Annotated in this window: 12 protein-coding genes; 10 read left to right on the forward strand and 2 right to left on the reverse strand. The window is 61.3% G+C overall.

Translation table 11 applies throughout. The features are described from left to right. Positions 1-49 precede the first annotated feature (49 nt). The 5 genes from DW823_RS04080 to ffh are packed head-to-tail and all read left to right on the forward strand — an operon-like array spanning position 50 to position 6,971. Positions 50-292: an acyl carrier protein gene (locus DW823_RS04080; RefSeq protein WP_035138134.1), complete on the forward strand. Its 243-nt coding sequence runs from the start codon at positions 50-52 to the stop codon at positions 290-292. Positions 293-295: 3 nt separating this feature from the next. Next, on the forward strand, positions 296-1,021 hold the full coding sequence (rnc, locus tag DW823_RS04085; RefSeq protein WP_117629289.1) for a ribonuclease III: 726 nt from the start codon (positions 296-298) through the stop codon (positions 1,019-1,021). 10 nt (positions 1,022-1,031) lie between these two features. After that, positions 1,032-4,568 (forward strand): chromosome segregation protein SMC, encoded by a 3,537-nt coding sequence (smc, locus tag DW823_RS04090; RefSeq protein WP_118080545.1) that lies wholly within the window; start codon positions 1,032-1,034, stop codon positions 4,566-4,568. Further along, positions 4,568-5,485 carry a signal recognition particle-docking protein FtsY gene (gene ftsY / locus DW823_RS04095; protein WP_055251124.1) on the forward strand — a complete coding sequence of 306 codons (918 nt, stop codon included), beginning with the start codon at positions 4,568-4,570 and terminating at the stop codon, positions 5,483-5,485. The genes smc and ftsY overlap by 1 nt, the downstream gene beginning before the upstream one ends. 10 nt (positions 5,486-5,495) lie before the next feature. Further along, positions 5,496-6,971, forward strand: a complete 1,476-nt coding sequence (ffh, locus tag DW823_RS04100) for a signal recognition particle protein (protein ID WP_055251122.1) — start codon at positions 5,496-5,498, stop codon at positions 6,969-6,971. Between the two features lie 120 nt (positions 6,972-7,091). Here ffh and DW823_RS04105 read toward each other — a convergent pair whose 3' ends face one another. After that, positions 7,092-7,856, reverse strand: a complete 765-nt coding sequence (locus DW823_RS04105) for a DUF134 domain-containing protein (RefSeq protein ID WP_118080547.1) — start codon at positions 7,854-7,856, stop codon at positions 7,092-7,094. A 166-nt stretch (positions 7,857-8,022) separates the two neighbouring features. On the opposite strand from DW823_RS04105, the gene thyA reads away from it, so the two are divergent. The 4 genes from thyA to DW823_RS04125 all read left to right on the forward strand — a co-directional run bounded on the left by thyA (position 8,023) and on the right by DW823_RS04125 (position 11,904). Beyond that, complete coding sequence (gene thyA / locus DW823_RS04110; protein ID WP_055251117.1) at positions 8,023-8,871, forward strand: thymidylate synthase; 849 nt, start codon at positions 8,023-8,025, stop codon at positions 8,869-8,871. 9 nt (positions 8,872-8,880) lie between these two features. After that, on the forward strand, positions 8,881-9,399 hold the full coding sequence (locus DW823_RS04115) for a dihydrofolate reductase (RefSeq protein ID WP_118080549.1): 519 nt from the start codon (positions 8,881-8,883) through the stop codon (positions 9,397-9,399). Between the two features lie 115 nt (positions 9,400-9,514). After that, positions 9,515-10,429, forward strand: coding sequence for an RNA methyltransferase (locus DW823_RS04120; RefSeq protein WP_118080551.1), 915 nt, complete (start codon positions 9,515-9,517; stop codon positions 10,427-10,429). Positions 10,430-10,554: 125 nt separating this feature from the next. Further along, positions 10,555-11,904 (forward strand): MATE family efflux transporter, encoded by a 1,350-nt coding sequence (locus DW823_RS04125; RefSeq protein WP_118080554.1) that lies wholly within the window; start codon positions 10,555-10,557, stop codon positions 11,902-11,904. Positions 11,905-11,926: 22 nt separating this feature from the next. Here the strand turns inward: DW823_RS04125 and DW823_RS04130 are convergent, their stop codons facing one another. Next, positions 11,927-12,412, reverse strand: coding sequence for a cob(I)yrinic acid a,c-diamide adenosyltransferase (locus DW823_RS04130; protein ID WP_118080556.1), 486 nt, complete (start codon positions 12,410-12,412; stop codon positions 11,927-11,929). Between the two features lie 92 nt (positions 12,413-12,504). On the opposite strand from DW823_RS04130, the gene ftsH reads away from it, so the two are divergent. Then, complete coding sequence (gene ftsH, locus DW823_RS04135; RefSeq protein WP_199408124.1) at positions 12,505-14,397, forward strand: ATP-dependent zinc metalloprotease FtsH; 1,893 nt, start codon at positions 12,505-12,507, stop codon at positions 14,395-14,397. Positions 14,398-14,449 lie beyond the last annotated feature (52 nt).

Consider the following 14,449-nt stretch of genomic DNA (forward strand, 5'->3'; position numbering starts at 1 on the left):
TCCGATTGCCGTGTTGTGTTGTGTTCCATGACATACGAGAGGAAGCGCTATGGATCGCTCCGAAATCTTCGATAAGATCGCCGAAGTCGCCGCTGACGTGCTGGGTGTCGATGTCGCCGACATTAGCGACGAGACCACTTTTGACGATCTCGATGCCGATTCGCTCGAGCGTCTGCAGCTGGTGACGGCCATCGAGGACGAGTTCGACCTCGAGATCGATGACGAGACCCTGCTGTCGCTCAACTCTGTCGCCGACGCTGTCGACGCTATTGAAAACGCCAAGGAGGCCTAAGTCTTGGCTTTGTCTGAACGACTCACGCGCGCCCAGGAGATTCTGGGCCATGAGTTCAATAATAAGGTGCTGCTGCGCGCGGCGCTCACGCATCCCTCGGCCGTCGAGGGTCAGCCGGTCTCTGCCAGCTATGAGCGCCTTGAGTTTTTGGGCGATTCCATTTTGGGCGCCGTGGTGGCCCGTTCGCTCTTTGAGTCCTATCCCGAGTTTGACGAGGGTAAGCTCACGCGCCTGAAGGTGTCCCTTGTCTCGGGCGCTACGCTGTCCGAGGTGTCGCACGAACTGGGTATCGACGACATCATCATCTTTGGTGCCTCCGAGACCGGTACCGGCGCCCGCGGCCTGCATTCGGCGCTCGAGAACGTCTACGAGTCGCTCGTGGGTGCGTTGTATCTGGATGCCGGTTGGGATGCGGCGGCGGAGTTCATCCACCGTACGCTCAAGCCGCACCTGGCCTCCGAGCGTGCCGAGCACCCCGCGAACCCCAAGTCGTTCTTGCAGGAGTGCGTGCAGGCAGACGGCCACGAGCCTCCCGCGTATAAGCTGGTCGGCTCCGAGGGCCCCGCGCATGCGCCCACCTTTACCGCTGTGGTGCTCATCGACGGTATTCGTCAAGGCCGCGGCACTGGTTCCTCCAAGAAGGAGGCCGAGGGAGCCGCTGCGCTCGAGGCGCTCGACCGCATGGGCTACACCACCAACGGCGTGATTCTCAACAAGAAGCCTGTTTAAGCGAGGAACCGTGTATCTCAAGTCCCTCACGCTCAAAGGGTTCAAGTCGTTTGCCGACCGCGCCCATATGTCATTTGAGCCGGGCCTGACCGTCATCGTCGGTCCCAACGGCTCGGGAAAATCGAACATCTCCGACTCGATTCTGTGGGTCCTGGGCGAGCAGAGCGCCAAGCAGCTGCGCGGCCAGGCCATGGAGGATGTCATCTTCTCGGGCTCGTCGGCGCGCAAGCCGGTGGGTGTGGCCGAGGTTACGCTGGTGCTCGACAACTCGGACCATATGCTTCCCGTCGACTTTGAAGAGGTGGCTATCACCCGCCGCATGTATCGCTCGGGCGAGAGTGAGTACCTCATCAACTCGAGCCCGTGCCGCCTGATGGACATTCAGGACATCCTGCACGATTCGGGCCTGGGCAAGGATACGCATTCCATCATCAGCCAGGGCAAGCTCGATGCCATTTTGCAGAGCCGCCCCGAGGAGCGCCGCGCTCTTATTGAGGAGGCTGCCGGCATCTCCAAGCACAAGCGCCGTAAGGAGCGTGCGCTCAAAAAGATCAAGTCGATGGACGAGCACCTGACCCGTGCCCGCGACATCAATAAGGAGATCGCCCGCCAGCTGCGGCCGCTGGAGCGTCAGGTCGATCGCGCGCGCAAGTACAAAGAGCTGTCCTCGCGCGCGAACGAGCTTACGCAGATGCTGGCCGTCGACGAGCTTCGTTCGCTGCAGTCGCAGTGGAACGACTTGGAGAGCCGCTCTAAGGAGGGCGCCGCCGAGCTGGAGCTCGCGCAGTACCGCCTGGGTGAGAAAGAGCGCGAGCTCGAGAAGCTCCAGGTTATGCTCGAGGAAAAGGGCCTGTTTGTGGGCGATCTGGGCGAGCAGCGCCGCCATATGCAAGACGTGGTCGGCCGCATCAATTCCGATATGCGCCTGCTCGAGGAAAAGGGCCACAACATGGTGTCGCGCCTGTCCGACATGCGCGGCCAGATCTCGAGCTCCGAGCATCAGCGTCGTCGCGTTGTCGAGGAGCTCGAGGATGCACGTGCCCAGCTTGAGGAGGTGACCGGTGCGCACATGCAGGCCCAGTCCGACGTTGACGCCGCCGGTCCTGCTGCCGCCCAGCTCCACGAGCGTCGCGTTGCGCTTGACAATCAGATTTCGCAGCTCACGCGCGAGCAGCGCGATGTGCAGCGTGTGGCCGACAACGCCGCGCTCGAGCTTGCCAAGGTGAAGGACTCGCTGAGCAACGCCGAGGTCGAGGACAACATGTACGCCTCGCGCCTGGAGCAGATCGACGAGCAGCTCGAGGAGGTCACGGCCTCGCTCGAGAGCCGTCGCGACCGCGCTGAGGAGCTCGAAGGCGCGCTCGATCAGGCCCGTCAAGCCCAGGTCGATGCGCGTGAGGCCACCGAGGTCGCTCGTGCGGCGTTGAAGGACTTGCGTAATCGCGAGAGCGAGGCGCGCAACAAACTGTCCGAGGTTCGCTCTGAGCTCGCGAGCCAAAAGAAGCTCGATGCCCGCATGGCAGACAGCTCGCCGCTGGTGAGCCGTCTGATGGGTGCGCTGGGCGATGATGTCTCGGGTCGTCTGGGCGACGTGCTCGAGGCTCCTCGTGAGCTCGAGGGCCTGGTCGAGCAGCTGCTTTCTGGCGATATCGATGCTCTTTTGTTTGATGATGCCGCTACGCTTGAGCGCGCCGGTCGTGCGGCTCTGGACCAAAAGAAGGCCTCGGGCGAGGCGCTGCTGATGGCGCGCGGCGTGAGCGGCGGTGCTGCTGCTAAGGGTGCTGCCGGTTCGCGTCTGGTCGATCGTCTGTCCGTGCGCTCCGGTTATGGCCCGGTTGTCGAGGCCCTGCTCGGCGGCTATTACGTGGTCGATGACTTGGCCGCCGCGCTGGCGGCACCAGTCGTTGACGGTGTGACCTACGTGACTCCCGATGGCGCCCGCGTGAGCTGTGGCGGCCTGGTGCGCGTGGGGCTCGATGCCGGCGAGGCTTCGGGTGCCTTGGAGCGCAAGCGTCGCATTCGCGAGTTAGAGGGCCTGGAGCCCGATCTGGCTGCCGTGTTTGAGCATGTGTCAGACCAGGTCGTCGAGGCCAATGCGGCCGTCGAGGAGGCGCGTGCCGCCGAGGGCGATGCCGCCGGCGAGATCGCCCGTCTTGAGGGCGAGCGCCGCTCGCTGCTTTCCGAGATCGGCCGCTTGGAGCAAAGCGCCAACAATGCCGAGGTCGAGCGCGTGCGCATCTCGAAGCGCCGCGAGCAGGCCGCCGAGGCCGTCCGCGCTGCGCGTCCGCGCGTTGACGAGCTCACCCGTTCGCGCGACGAGGCCCGTGCGCAGGCAAGCGACCTTGGTCTTCAGATTGCCGAAGCCAACGATGAGCTCGATCGCGTGCGCCGTGACGATTCTGAGGCAGCCGGTAAGCTCGCCGATGCCAAGGTCCGCCTGGCTCAGACGAGCGAGCGCCTGCGTTCGCTGAAGGGCCGCGTGCCCGATCTTGAGCATCGTCTGGAGGGCATCGACCGCCGTATCCGCGGAACACGCCAGGCCTCGCGCTCGCTCGAGTTGCTGCGCCTGCGCGTCGACCCCATGCACGAGCGCTATTCGGCCCTGCTGGAGCGCGCGTCGGATTGGGCCGCGCGCCTGCGTGACCAGGCTTCGCTCGAGGAGGCGGACTCGGCCTCGCTCAAGAAGACCATCGAGGACGCCAAGGCCGAGGTCTCCCGCGCCAAGGAGCGGGTCGATGCCGCCACGGCGACGCAAAACGAGTTCAAGGTCGCACGCGGCAAACTCGAGGTGCAGGTAGAGGCGGCCATCAAGGCCATTACCGCCGATGGCACCACGGTGCTCGAGGAAGCTCTCATGCTTCCTGCGCCCACCGACCGCGACGCCGCCGAGCGCGAGCTCAACCAGCTCGTGCGTCAGATCAACAACCTGGGCCCTGTGAACCAGGTTGCGATGGAGGAGTACGAGCAGCTCAAGCGCCGCGCCGATTATATCGAGGAGCAGCTGGCCGATCTGGAGAGCGCGCGCAAGGCGCTCACCAAGATTACCGTGGCCATTGACCGTAAGATGCGTAAAGCCTTCCTGGTGACCTTTGAGAAGGTCGATGCGAACTTCCGCGAGATCTTCGCCATGCTGTTCCCGGGTGGCCAGGCGCATCTGGAGATGACCGACCCCGAGCATCCTGCCGAGACGGGCATCGAGGTCGTGGCGCAGCCGCGCGGCAAGCGCATCACCAAGATGATGCTCATGTCGGGCGGCGAGAAGAGCCTGACGGCGCTCGCCTTGCTCTTTGCCGTGTATCGCACGCGTACGGTGCCGTTCTATGTGCTGGACGAGGTCGAGGCGGCACTCGACGACGCCAACCTGTCCAAGCTCATCGGCGCGCTCGATGTTTTGCGTTCCGATACGCAGCTCTTGGTTATCTCGCATCAGCGCCGTACTATGGAGGACGCTGACGTCCTCTACGGCGTCTCGATGCAAGCCGACGGCGTCAGCCGCGTCGTCTCGCAAAAACTTGATCGCGAAACCGGAAAGGTCGTGAATGCATAATGGGATTCTTCGATGCTCTCTCGCGCGGACTTGAGCGCAGCCGCGAGGCCCTCAACGAGGTCTTTTACTTTGGCGGCGAGGTCGATGAGGATTTTTGGGAGGATCTAGAGGACACCCTCGTCATGGGTGACATGGGCGCCGAGGTCGCCATTCAGGTCTCCGATGACCTGCGCGATACCGCGGCCAAGAAGAACCTCAAGACCGCTCCGCAACTCCGTCGCGCCCTGGCCGAGCAGCTCGAGCAGCATTTTGTGCCCGCCGAGCGCGATCCGTTCTCCGACACGCCGAGCTGCGTGCTGTTTGTGGGTATTAACGGTGCCGGCAAGACCACGACGGTCGGCAAGATCGCGAGCGCTATGGCTGCCCGCGGCAAGAACGTCGTGATCGGTTCGGCCGATACCTTCCGCGCCGCCGCCATCGAGCAGCTCGATGTGTGGGGCCAGCGCGCCGGCGTTCCCGTCATCAAGCGCGACCGCGGCTCCGATCCGGCGAGCGTGTGCTATGACGTGCTCGATGAGGCCGACAAGCGCGGCAGCGACCTGGTGCTTATCGACACTGCCGGCCGTCTGCACACGAGCCCCGAGCTCATGCGCGAGCTTGCCAAGGTGGTCAACGTGACGCGCAAGCGCGCCGCCAATATGGCCGCCGGTCCCATGCCGGTCTCGGTTGTCCTCGTGATCGATGCCGCGACGGGCCAAAACGGCCTGAACCAGGCGCTCGAGTTTAACGAGGCGTTGGGTCTGGACGGTATTATCATGACAAAGCTGGACGGCACGGCTAAGGGTGGCATCGCCATGGCCGTGGCCGAGAAGCTCAAGCTCCCAATCCTGCGCATTGGCGTGGGCGAGCAGGTCGATGACCTGCAGGAGTTCAATGCCAAAGATTTCTGCCGCGCCCTGGTGGGCGAGTCCAATTAAGGAGTGACTAGTGTTTGATTCTCTGAGCGATCGCCTCAACGACACATTTGACCGCCTGCGCGGCAAGGGTAAATTGACCGAGGCCGATATTACCTCGGCCATGCGCGACATTCGCATGGCGCTGCTCGAGGCCGACGTCAACTTCAAGGTCGTCAAGGAGTTCGTCGCCAAGACCAAGGAGCGCTGCATGACCGCCGAGGTCATGGAGTCGCTGTCGCCGGCGCAAAACGTCGTCAAGATTGTGCTCGACGAGCTCACCGAGATGCTCGGTTCCACCGAGAGCAAGCTCGTCTTTAGCAACCGCATTCCCAATGTCATCATGCTCGTCGGCCTGCAGGGCTCCGGTAAGACTACGGCTGCCGTAAAGCTGGCCTACCTGCTCAAGAAGCAGGGCCGCTCGCCGCTGCTCGCCGCGTGCGATGTCTACCGTCCCGCCGCTGCCGACCAGCTGGCCACGCTCGGCGGAGAGATCGGCGTGCCGGTCTTCCGCGGTGACGGCGAGCACCCGGTCGATATCGCCAAGGGCGCCATTCAGGAGGCCGTCGACCACCTGCGTGACGTGGTCATCGTCGATACCGCCGGTCGTTTGCAGATCGACGAGCAGATGATGCAGGAAGCCGTGGACATCAAGAAGGCCGTCAAGCCCGATCAGGTGCTGATGGTCGTCGATGCCATGACCGGCCAGGATATCGTCAACGTCGTCTCGACCTTTGCCGAGCGCACCGACTTTGACGGCGTGATTATCTCCAAGCTCGACGGCGATGCCCGTGGTGGCGGCGCGCTTTCTGTGCGCCAGGTGACCGGTAAGCCCATTAAGTTCGTGAGCATGGGCGAGAAGCCCGATTCGCTGGAGCCGTTCTACCCCGACCGCATGGCCAAGCGCATCTTGGGCATGGGCGATGTTGTCGGCATCATCGAGAAGGCCCAGGAGGCGGCCGACGCCGAGCAGCTCGAGGCTGCCGAGCGTATGCTGCGCGAGGGCTTTACCATGAACGACATGCTCGACCAGATGAAGGCCGTCAAGAAGATGGGCGGCATGAAGGGCATTCTGGGTATGCTTCCCGGCGGTCAGCGCGCGCTCAACCAGATGGGCGGCAACCTGGACGAGGGCATCTTCGATAAGAACGAGGCCATCATCATGTCGATGACCAAGGAGGAGCGCCTGCGTCCCTCCATCATCAACGGCCAGCGCCGCGCGCGTATCGCCAAGGGCGCCGGTGTGACCCCCACCGAGGTCAATAGCCTTATGAAGCAGTGGGGCGAGATGAACAAGATGATGGGCCGCATGCGCACGATGGCCAATCAGGCACAGGCCGGCGGCAAGAAGGGCAAAAAGGGCAAGAAGGGCAAAAAGATGCGCATGCCCAATATCCCTGGGCTGGACGCTATGGGTCTGGGCGGTATGGGCGGCCTGGGTACGGGCGGTCCCAAGTCCGATATGGAGCTGCTGCGCCAGATGGAAGCGCAGATGCGCAATAAGAAATAGGGCTGTAATTCCAGCTTGATATGGCAAAGGCCACTCGGAAGTTACCGGGTGGCCTTTGTTGTTGGCTTTGATAGTTGGGCTGCGTTCAGTGTCGCGCCCCGAGCTCGCGGTGCCGTGCCGTTAGTGGCAGCCGCAGCCCTCGTGGCCCTCGTGCTCGTGATGGCCGTGGCAACTGCAGGACTCGCCATGTTCGTGGGCGTGGTCGTGGTCATGGCCGTGGCAGTCGCAGGTGGCCTCGCCGGTCTGCGCGAGCGTACCGGCAATGAGGGCTTCGACGCAAGCGTCGCAGTTGCCCTGGGCTCCTGCATAGACCGTGATGCCGGCCTGGGCGAGCGCGTTGATGGCGCCGCCGCCGATGCCGCCGCAGATGAGCGTGTCAACGCCACCGTTGGCAAGCAGGCCCGCCAAGGCGCCGTGGCCGGTGCCACCGGTGTTTACGACCTGCTCGTTGAGCACCTTGCCATCCTGGATGTCGTAGATCTTGAACTGTCCGCTGCGGCCAAAGTGCATAAAGATGCTGCCGTTGTCGTACGTCGTTGCCACCCTCATGGTGTCGACCTCCTTTGCTGGCCATGCGGCCGTCGTCGTGGTGATGGGGGAATACGCGATGTTGCCGCCTTCGATGACAATCGCCCGTCCATTGACCAGCGCGTTTGCCACCTTGCGATGTGCGCGGCTGCAGATGGCCGCCACGGTGGCGCGAGCGATACCCATTTGTTGGGCGACTGCCTCCTGATTGAGTCCTTCCAGGTCGCACAGTCGCAGGACCTCGAGTTCGTCGACCGTCATGTCGATGGCATCTCCGCTGGCAAGGCCGTCGGGGGTAAAACCGCGATATTCGGGGATGATCCCAACGCGGCGCAATTTTTCTCGTCTTCCCGCCATTCACTCTCCTTATCTGACATATGTCAACAATAGAATATCGAACGTGCGGATATGCGCAAGGAATTTCTGGCATATGTCAGAAAATGAGGGCTTATGTTTGGGCTGTGGGGTCGCGTGCGCCTAGGCTACAATGAATTTCGCTTATAGGCGACTGACAGGAGGGTCAATGAGCAAGGCTGATCAACAGTTTGTAACCATGTGCCGCGATATCTTGGACCATGGCACCACCACCGAGGGCCAAAAGGTCCGACCGGTGTGGGAGGACGGCACCCCTGCCTATACCATTAAAAACTTTGGCGTTACGGCTCGCTACGACCTGCGTGAGGAGTTTCCCGCGCTCACACTGCGTCGCACGGCGCTTAAGTCTGCCATGGACGAGATCTTGTGGATCTATCAAAAGAAGTCAAATAACGTCCGCGACCTCAACAGCCATATTTGGGATGAGTGGGCCGACGAGACTGGCTCCATCGGCAAGGCCTACGGGTACCAGATTGGGCAGAAAAGCCATTATGCCGAGGGTGACTTTGACCAGATGGACCGCGTGCTGTACGACCTTAAGAACACGCCGTACAGCCGCCGCATCATGACCAACACGTACGTGTTTAGCGACCTGTCCGAAATGCACCTGTATCCGTGCGCGTACAGCGTGACCTATAACGTCACGCAGCGCCCGCAGGACGATAAACCCACACTCAACATGATTCTCAACCAGCGCAGCCAGGACATTTTAGCCGCCAACAACTGGAATGTGTGCCAGTACGCCATTTTGCTGATGATGGTCGCGCAGTCGGTCGATATGATTCCCGGTGAGCTGCTGCATGTGATTGCCGATGCCCACATTTACGACCGTCATGTCGATATTGTCCGTGAACTTATCGAGCGTCCGCAGTTTGCGGCGCCCAAGGTAACGCTTAACCCCGACGTGCACGATTTCTATGCGTTTACGACCGATGACCTCATCGTCGAGGGCTACGAGCACGGCCCGCAGGTCAAGAACATTCCCATTGCGGTGTAGGTGGCGCTCATGACGTGTAAGCTTTCTGCCATCGTCGCCGTGTGTGACGACTGGGGCATTGGATGTGAGGGCGACATGGTGGTTTCCAATCGCGCCGACATGCGCCATTTTGTGGCCTGCACCAAGGGTTGCCCGGTCATTATGGGGCGCAAGACGCTACTGAGTTTTCCTGGTGGGCGTCCGCTCAAAAACCGCCGCAATATCGTGCTCACCCGCGACGAGAGCTTTGCTCCCGAGGGCGTCGACGTGGTGCATAGCATCGACGAGGCGCTCGCTGCGGTTGCCGATGAGCCCGTTGCGTGGGTGATCGGCGGTGGCGAGGTGTATCGGCAGTTTTTGCCGTATTGCGTGGAGGCCGAGGTCACGCACAACCATTGCGTCCATCACGTGGACACGTACTTTCTCGACTTGGATGCCGATCCCGCGTGGGAGATTGCGCGGGCCAGCGAATCGACGGTTGTCGCTGCCGGAGAGGGCGATGAGGGCCTCAATTATGAGTTCGTGACGTATCGTCGCGTTGATGCGTAAACCCGATTATCCCTTCGGTATTATCGGGTTGGAATGAGTGGCGGGGCAGCGCATGGCGTTGCCCCGATATTTGTATAGGTATAGGTGCTGCAAAGAAGGGTGCGGGCAGGCTGCTATGACTGATGCCGTTGAGGTTCTGCGAATTGATTCGCTCGAGGACGAGCGGCTCGATGCCTACGTGCGACTGACCGAGCGCGAGCTGCGCTGCGTGCTGGAGCCGCAAAAGGGCATCTTTATCGCCGAGAGTGCCAAGGTCATCGAGCGTGCGGTTCGCGCCGGATACGAGCCGGTGAGCTTTCTTTTGGGCGAACGCTGGCTCGACCAGATGACGCCGCTGTTTGAGCGCCTGGTTGTGCGCGAGGGCGCAGGTCCGGTTCCTGTGTTCGTGGCTTCCATGGAACTCATGGAGCAGCTGACGGGCTTTAACGTGACGCGCGGTGCGCTCGCGGCGTTTCGTCGCCCGCGACAGATTCCGGTTGATGAGTTCTTGGGTGGCGTCGTCGAGGCGGCGGGGGAGCGCCCGGTGCGCGTGTGCGTGCTCGAGGGTATTGTCGACCACACGAACGTGGGTGCGATTTTCCGCTCGGCCGCCGCGCTCAATGTCGACGGTATTTTGGTCAGTCCGACGTGCTGCGACCCGCTGTACCGTCGCTCGGCCCGCGTGAGCATGGGCACGGTGTTTCAGGTGCCGTGGACGCGTATTGGCAGCGAGGCTCGTGTGTGGCCGCACGATGGCCTGGCGGCACTGCACGAAGCCGGTTTTTCGTGCGCTGCGATGGCGCTGACGGACGACTCCGTTTCGCTGGACGATCCCGCGCTCCAGGAGATTGACCGCCTGGCAATCTTTATGGGCACCGAGGGTGCTGGCCTGGGCGCCAAGACCATCGCGGGCTGCGACCGGGCCGTGCGCATTCCGATGGCGCACGGGGTCGATTCGCTCAACGTGGCCGCGGCGAGTGCCGTCGCCTTTTGGCAGCTGTGCCCGCATGTGAGCAATGAGTATCACTACCAGCCGGGTTTGTATCACTAAGCAGATAGTTCGCACCGGGCTCTGACTCGGGGTGTTTCGGTCGACGCCGGTCGGTGCTAAGCTGCTATTGGTTTTGGCCTTAAATTGCCGTTTTGTTGTTTGACGTATGCTGGTGGGGAGGGCGTGTGGCTAAGAAATCTACGGCTATCGATGTAACGCAGGGTGTTATTTGGCAGCAGCTGCTTTCGCTGTGCGTTCCCATCTTCTTTAGTTCGTTTTTTCAACAGGCCTACACGCTTATCGGTACCTATATCGTCGGCCAGTTTGGCGGCAAGCTTGCACTGGGTGGCATTCAGGCCACGATGGTGCTCACCGAGCTCTGCATTGGCTTTTGCGTTGGCGTCGGCGCCGGCTGCGCGGTCATTACCGGTCAGTATTTTGGCCAGCACGATGATGAGCGACTGAGTCGTTCGGTCCATACGGCCATGACCCTCGCGCTGGTGGGCGGTATCGTTTTCTCGATTCTTGGCATAGTGTTCGTTGAGCCCATGCTGGTGCTTATGAACACACCGCATGAACTATTGGCCGAGGGCGTGGCCTATGCTCGTTGCTATTTTGCCGCCATGGTTGCGGCGCTGCTGCTCAATATGGGAACGGCACTGCTGCGCGCCGTGGGCGACACGCGCGGGCCTGCTGTGATCATCGCTTCCGGCTGCCTTGTTAATGCGGTGCTGGATATTATTTTTGTTGCCGTGCTTCATATGGAAGCTCTGGGCTGCGGCATCGCGGTGGCGCTGACCATTTGCTCCAACGCCACGATGATCGTGATTCGTATGATGCACGCACCGGGTGCGTGGCGGCTTTCGCTGTCCAAGCTCGGCATTGATCCTGGCATTTGTAAGAGCATGATCTCGTGTGGTCTGCCGCTTGGCTTTCAGTCTGCTGCGTATTCGATTTCCAACGTTTTGATTCAGGTGTCGGTCAATTCGTTTGGTGCCGATGTCACCACGGCGTGGGGTCTTTCGGGCCGTTTGGATGGTATTGTCTGGATGGTCACCGAGGCGCTTGGCGTTTCGATCACCACGTTCTCGGCACAGAACTTTGGCGCGCGCAACTACGAGCGCATGCGCAAGGGCTACCATACGTCGCTCGTGCTGTCGTTTATGCTCATTGGTGGCCTGTCTGCCGTGCTGCTGGTGTTCTCGGGTCCGTTGTCGCGCCTGTTTGTCGACGATGCCGCGATATCGGCCTACACCACGACGATTCTTCATTTTATCGCGCCGTTCTACGCGATCTTCTCGATTATCGAAAATGCGTCCGGCTCCATTCGCGGTGCCGGCGTGAGCTTGCAGCCCATGCTGCTCACGATTTTTGGCACCGTCGTGCTCAGGGTGATCTGGGTGTTTGCGATTATGCCGTTCGATCCGTCGCTTGAGCACCTGCTGCTGGTTTACCCCGTAACCTGGCTCATCACGGCCACGATGTTTACTATCTACCACCACAGCGGTAACTGGCTCGGTCGCGCCACCGCCTAGTCATTGGGGACGTCCGCAATGACTAGTATTCGATGCCTTGGCGGGCTAGGAGGCCTTCGTCGAAGTAGTGTTTGACGGGGCGCATTTCGGTGACCAGATCCGCAAGATCGGCGAGGGGGAGCAGGCCGCGGCCGGTGAGTACGAGCTCTGTTGTGGCAGGCTTTGTCGCAATGAGCACCTCGACATCCTCGCGCGTCACAAAACCGCGGCGCATCGCCTCGCCGAGTTCGTCCAGAATGAGCACATCGACCTGTGATATCTGCTCGCGTGCGAGTTCCATGATCTGCGCGGCGCAAGCCTCGGGCGTGTCGCGATCGGCCTGCTTAATACGCAGTCCCAGGCGCGGCGCGGCATCGTGTTCGGCGCAGTGTAGCTTCTTGGCAAACTGCAGCATGAGTACGTCGAGCCCATAACCCGTGGCGCGCAGCGCGAGTCCCAGCGCAGCCGTCGTCTTGCCCTTGCCATCGCCCGTGTAGATCTGAACCTTGCCGACTTCCAGTGATGCCATCTCTGTCCTTTCGTGCCCGGCGTCGGTTTATCGCCGTCCCGGTTGGGTATTCTAGATAGCATTATCAACCCCAGTAGATGGAGTTCAAGCAGATGGAGATGGATGACAACAAACGTAGACGGAATATGATCCTCTACGTGCTCATCGCCTTCGTCGTCTACCTCGTGCTCTCGACCGTTCTGTTCCCCAACATCGGTCACACGCAGCAGATTACGAAGACCGATTATTCGACGTTTGTCAAAGCGCTCGATAAGAAAAGCGTCGACAAGGTCGAGTACAACACGGACGATTACACGATTTATTACACCAAGAAGGGCGAGGACGAGAACATCGCCTACAAGACGACCGGTGTGCCGAATGACGCGGGCTTTACCGATCGCGTGCTTGAATCTGGCGCCTCGCTTGAGTCGGTCGTTCCCGATAAGAACTCGGGTCTGATGACCTACTACCTGCTCACCCTCATTCTTCCCATGGTGATTTTCTTCCTGATTGGCTGGTGGCTCAACCGCCGCATGAAGAAGGCCATGGGTGATGACGGTCCCTCGATGAACTTTGGCGGCGGTGGTTTTGGCGGCGGTGGACTGGGCAAGTCCGGTGCTCGCGTGATCGCCTCCAAGGATGTGGGCGTGACCTTTAAGGATGTCGCCGGCCAGGAAGAGGCCAAGGAGTCCCTCAAGGAGGTCGTCGACTTTCTGGAGAAGCCGCAGCGCTACGAGGAGATCGGCGCCAAGCTGCCGCGCGGTGCCCTCCTTGTCGGCCCTCCGGGTACGGGTAAGACCCTGCTTGCCAAGGCCGTTGCCGGCGAGGCGGGCGTTCCGTTCTTTAGTATTTCTGGTTCTGAGTTCGTCGAGATGTTCGTCGGCCGTGGCGCCGCTAAGGTTCGCGATCTGTTTAAGCAGGCCAAGGAAAAGGCCCCGTGCATCGTCTTTATCGATGAGATCGATACCATCGGCAAGAAGCGCGATGGCGGCGGCTTTAGTGGCAACGACGAGCGCGAGCAGACGCTCAACCAGCTGCTGACCGAGATGGACGGCTTTGATAACCACAAGGGTATTGTCGTTCTCGCTGCCACCAACCGTCCCGATAGCCTTGACCCGGCCCTGCTGCGCCCCGGCCGCTTTGACCGCCGTATTCCCGTTGAGCTGCCCGACCTGACCGGACGTAAGAACATTCTTGAGCTCCATGCCAAGAGCGTGAAGACGCAGCCGCCGATCGACCTGACCGCGATTGCCCGCGCCACGCCCGGTGCCTCGGGCGCCGACCTTGCCAACATCATCAACGAGGGCGCCCTGCGTGCCGTCCGCGAGGGTCGCAAGCGCGCCACTCAGGACGATTTTGAGGAGTCGGTGGAGGTTGTCATCGCCGGTCAGCAGCGCAAGTCCACGGTGCTGTCCGATCACGAGAAGCAGGTTGTTTCTTACCACGAGATCGGCCATGCCATCGTTGCCGCCCGCCAGAAGGGCTCTGCGCCGGTTACCAAGATCACCATCGTGCCGCGCACGAGCGGCGCTCTGGGCTACACCATGCAGGTCGAGGAGGACGAGCGCTTCCTGACCACGCGCCAGGAGGTTCTGGACAAGCTCGCCGTCTACTGCGGCGGACGTGCTGCCGAGGAGCTCATCTTTGGCGAGATGACGACCGGTGCGGCCAACGACATCGAGCAGGCCACTAAGCTCGCCCGTAATATGGTGACACGCTTTGGTATGTCCGATGAGTTTGGCATGATGGCGCTCGGTACCGTCCAGAACGCGTACCTCAACCAGGACACGTCGCTTACCTGCGCTCCCGGTACGGCCGAGCGCGTGGACGCGATTGTCGCCAAGCTGATTGAGGATGCGCACGATCGTGCCCTGCAGATCCTCAAGGAGAACAAGTTTAAGCTCCACGAGCTGGCTCGTTATCTGTACAAGAAGGAGACGATTACGGGCGAGGAGTTCATGAATCTCCTTACGCGCGAGAATCCGCTGATGCCAAAGCAGCAGTAACACTAGTTGCGCTGTGTCAATCGCCCCATTTGAGTGTCCATCTCAAATGGGG

The sequence above is a fragment of the Collinsella sp. AM34-10 genome (genome assembly GCF_003469185.1).
Classification (GTDB): Bacteria; Actinomycetota; Coriobacteriia; order Coriobacteriales; family Coriobacteriaceae; genus Collinsella.

Excerpts from the sequence above, each read along its gene's own strand:
- DW823_RS04080 (WP_035138134.1), top strand. The coding sequence starts at position 50 with ATGGATCGCTCCGAAATCTTCGATAAGATCGCCGAAGTCGCCGCTGAC.
- DW823_RS04130 (WP_118080556.1), bottom strand. The coding sequence starts at position 12,412 with ATGGCATCACTGGAAGTCGGCAAGGTTCAGATCTACACGGGCGATGGC.
- DW823_RS04105 (WP_118080547.1), bottom strand. The coding sequence starts at position 7,856 with ATGGCGGGAAGACGAGAAAAATTGCGCCGCGTTGGGATCATCCCCGAA.
- DW823_RS04115 (WP_118080549.1), top strand. The coding sequence starts at position 8,881 with ATGACGTGTAAGCTTTCTGCCATCGTCGCCGTGTGTGACGACTGGGGC.
- ftsH (WP_199408124.1), top strand. The coding sequence starts at position 12,505 with ATGGAGATGGATGACAACAAACGTAGACGGAATATGATCCTCTACGTG.
- thyA (WP_055251117.1), top strand. The coding sequence starts at position 8,023 with ATGAGCAAGGCTGATCAACAGTTTGTAACCATGTGCCGCGATATCTTG.
- ftsY (WP_055251124.1), top strand. The coding sequence starts at position 4,568 with ATGGGATTCTTCGATGCTCTCTCGCGCGGACTTGAGCGCAGCCGCGAG.
- DW823_RS04120 (WP_118080551.1), top strand. The coding sequence starts at position 9,515 with ATGACTGATGCCGTTGAGGTTCTGCGAATTGATTCGCTCGAGGACGAG.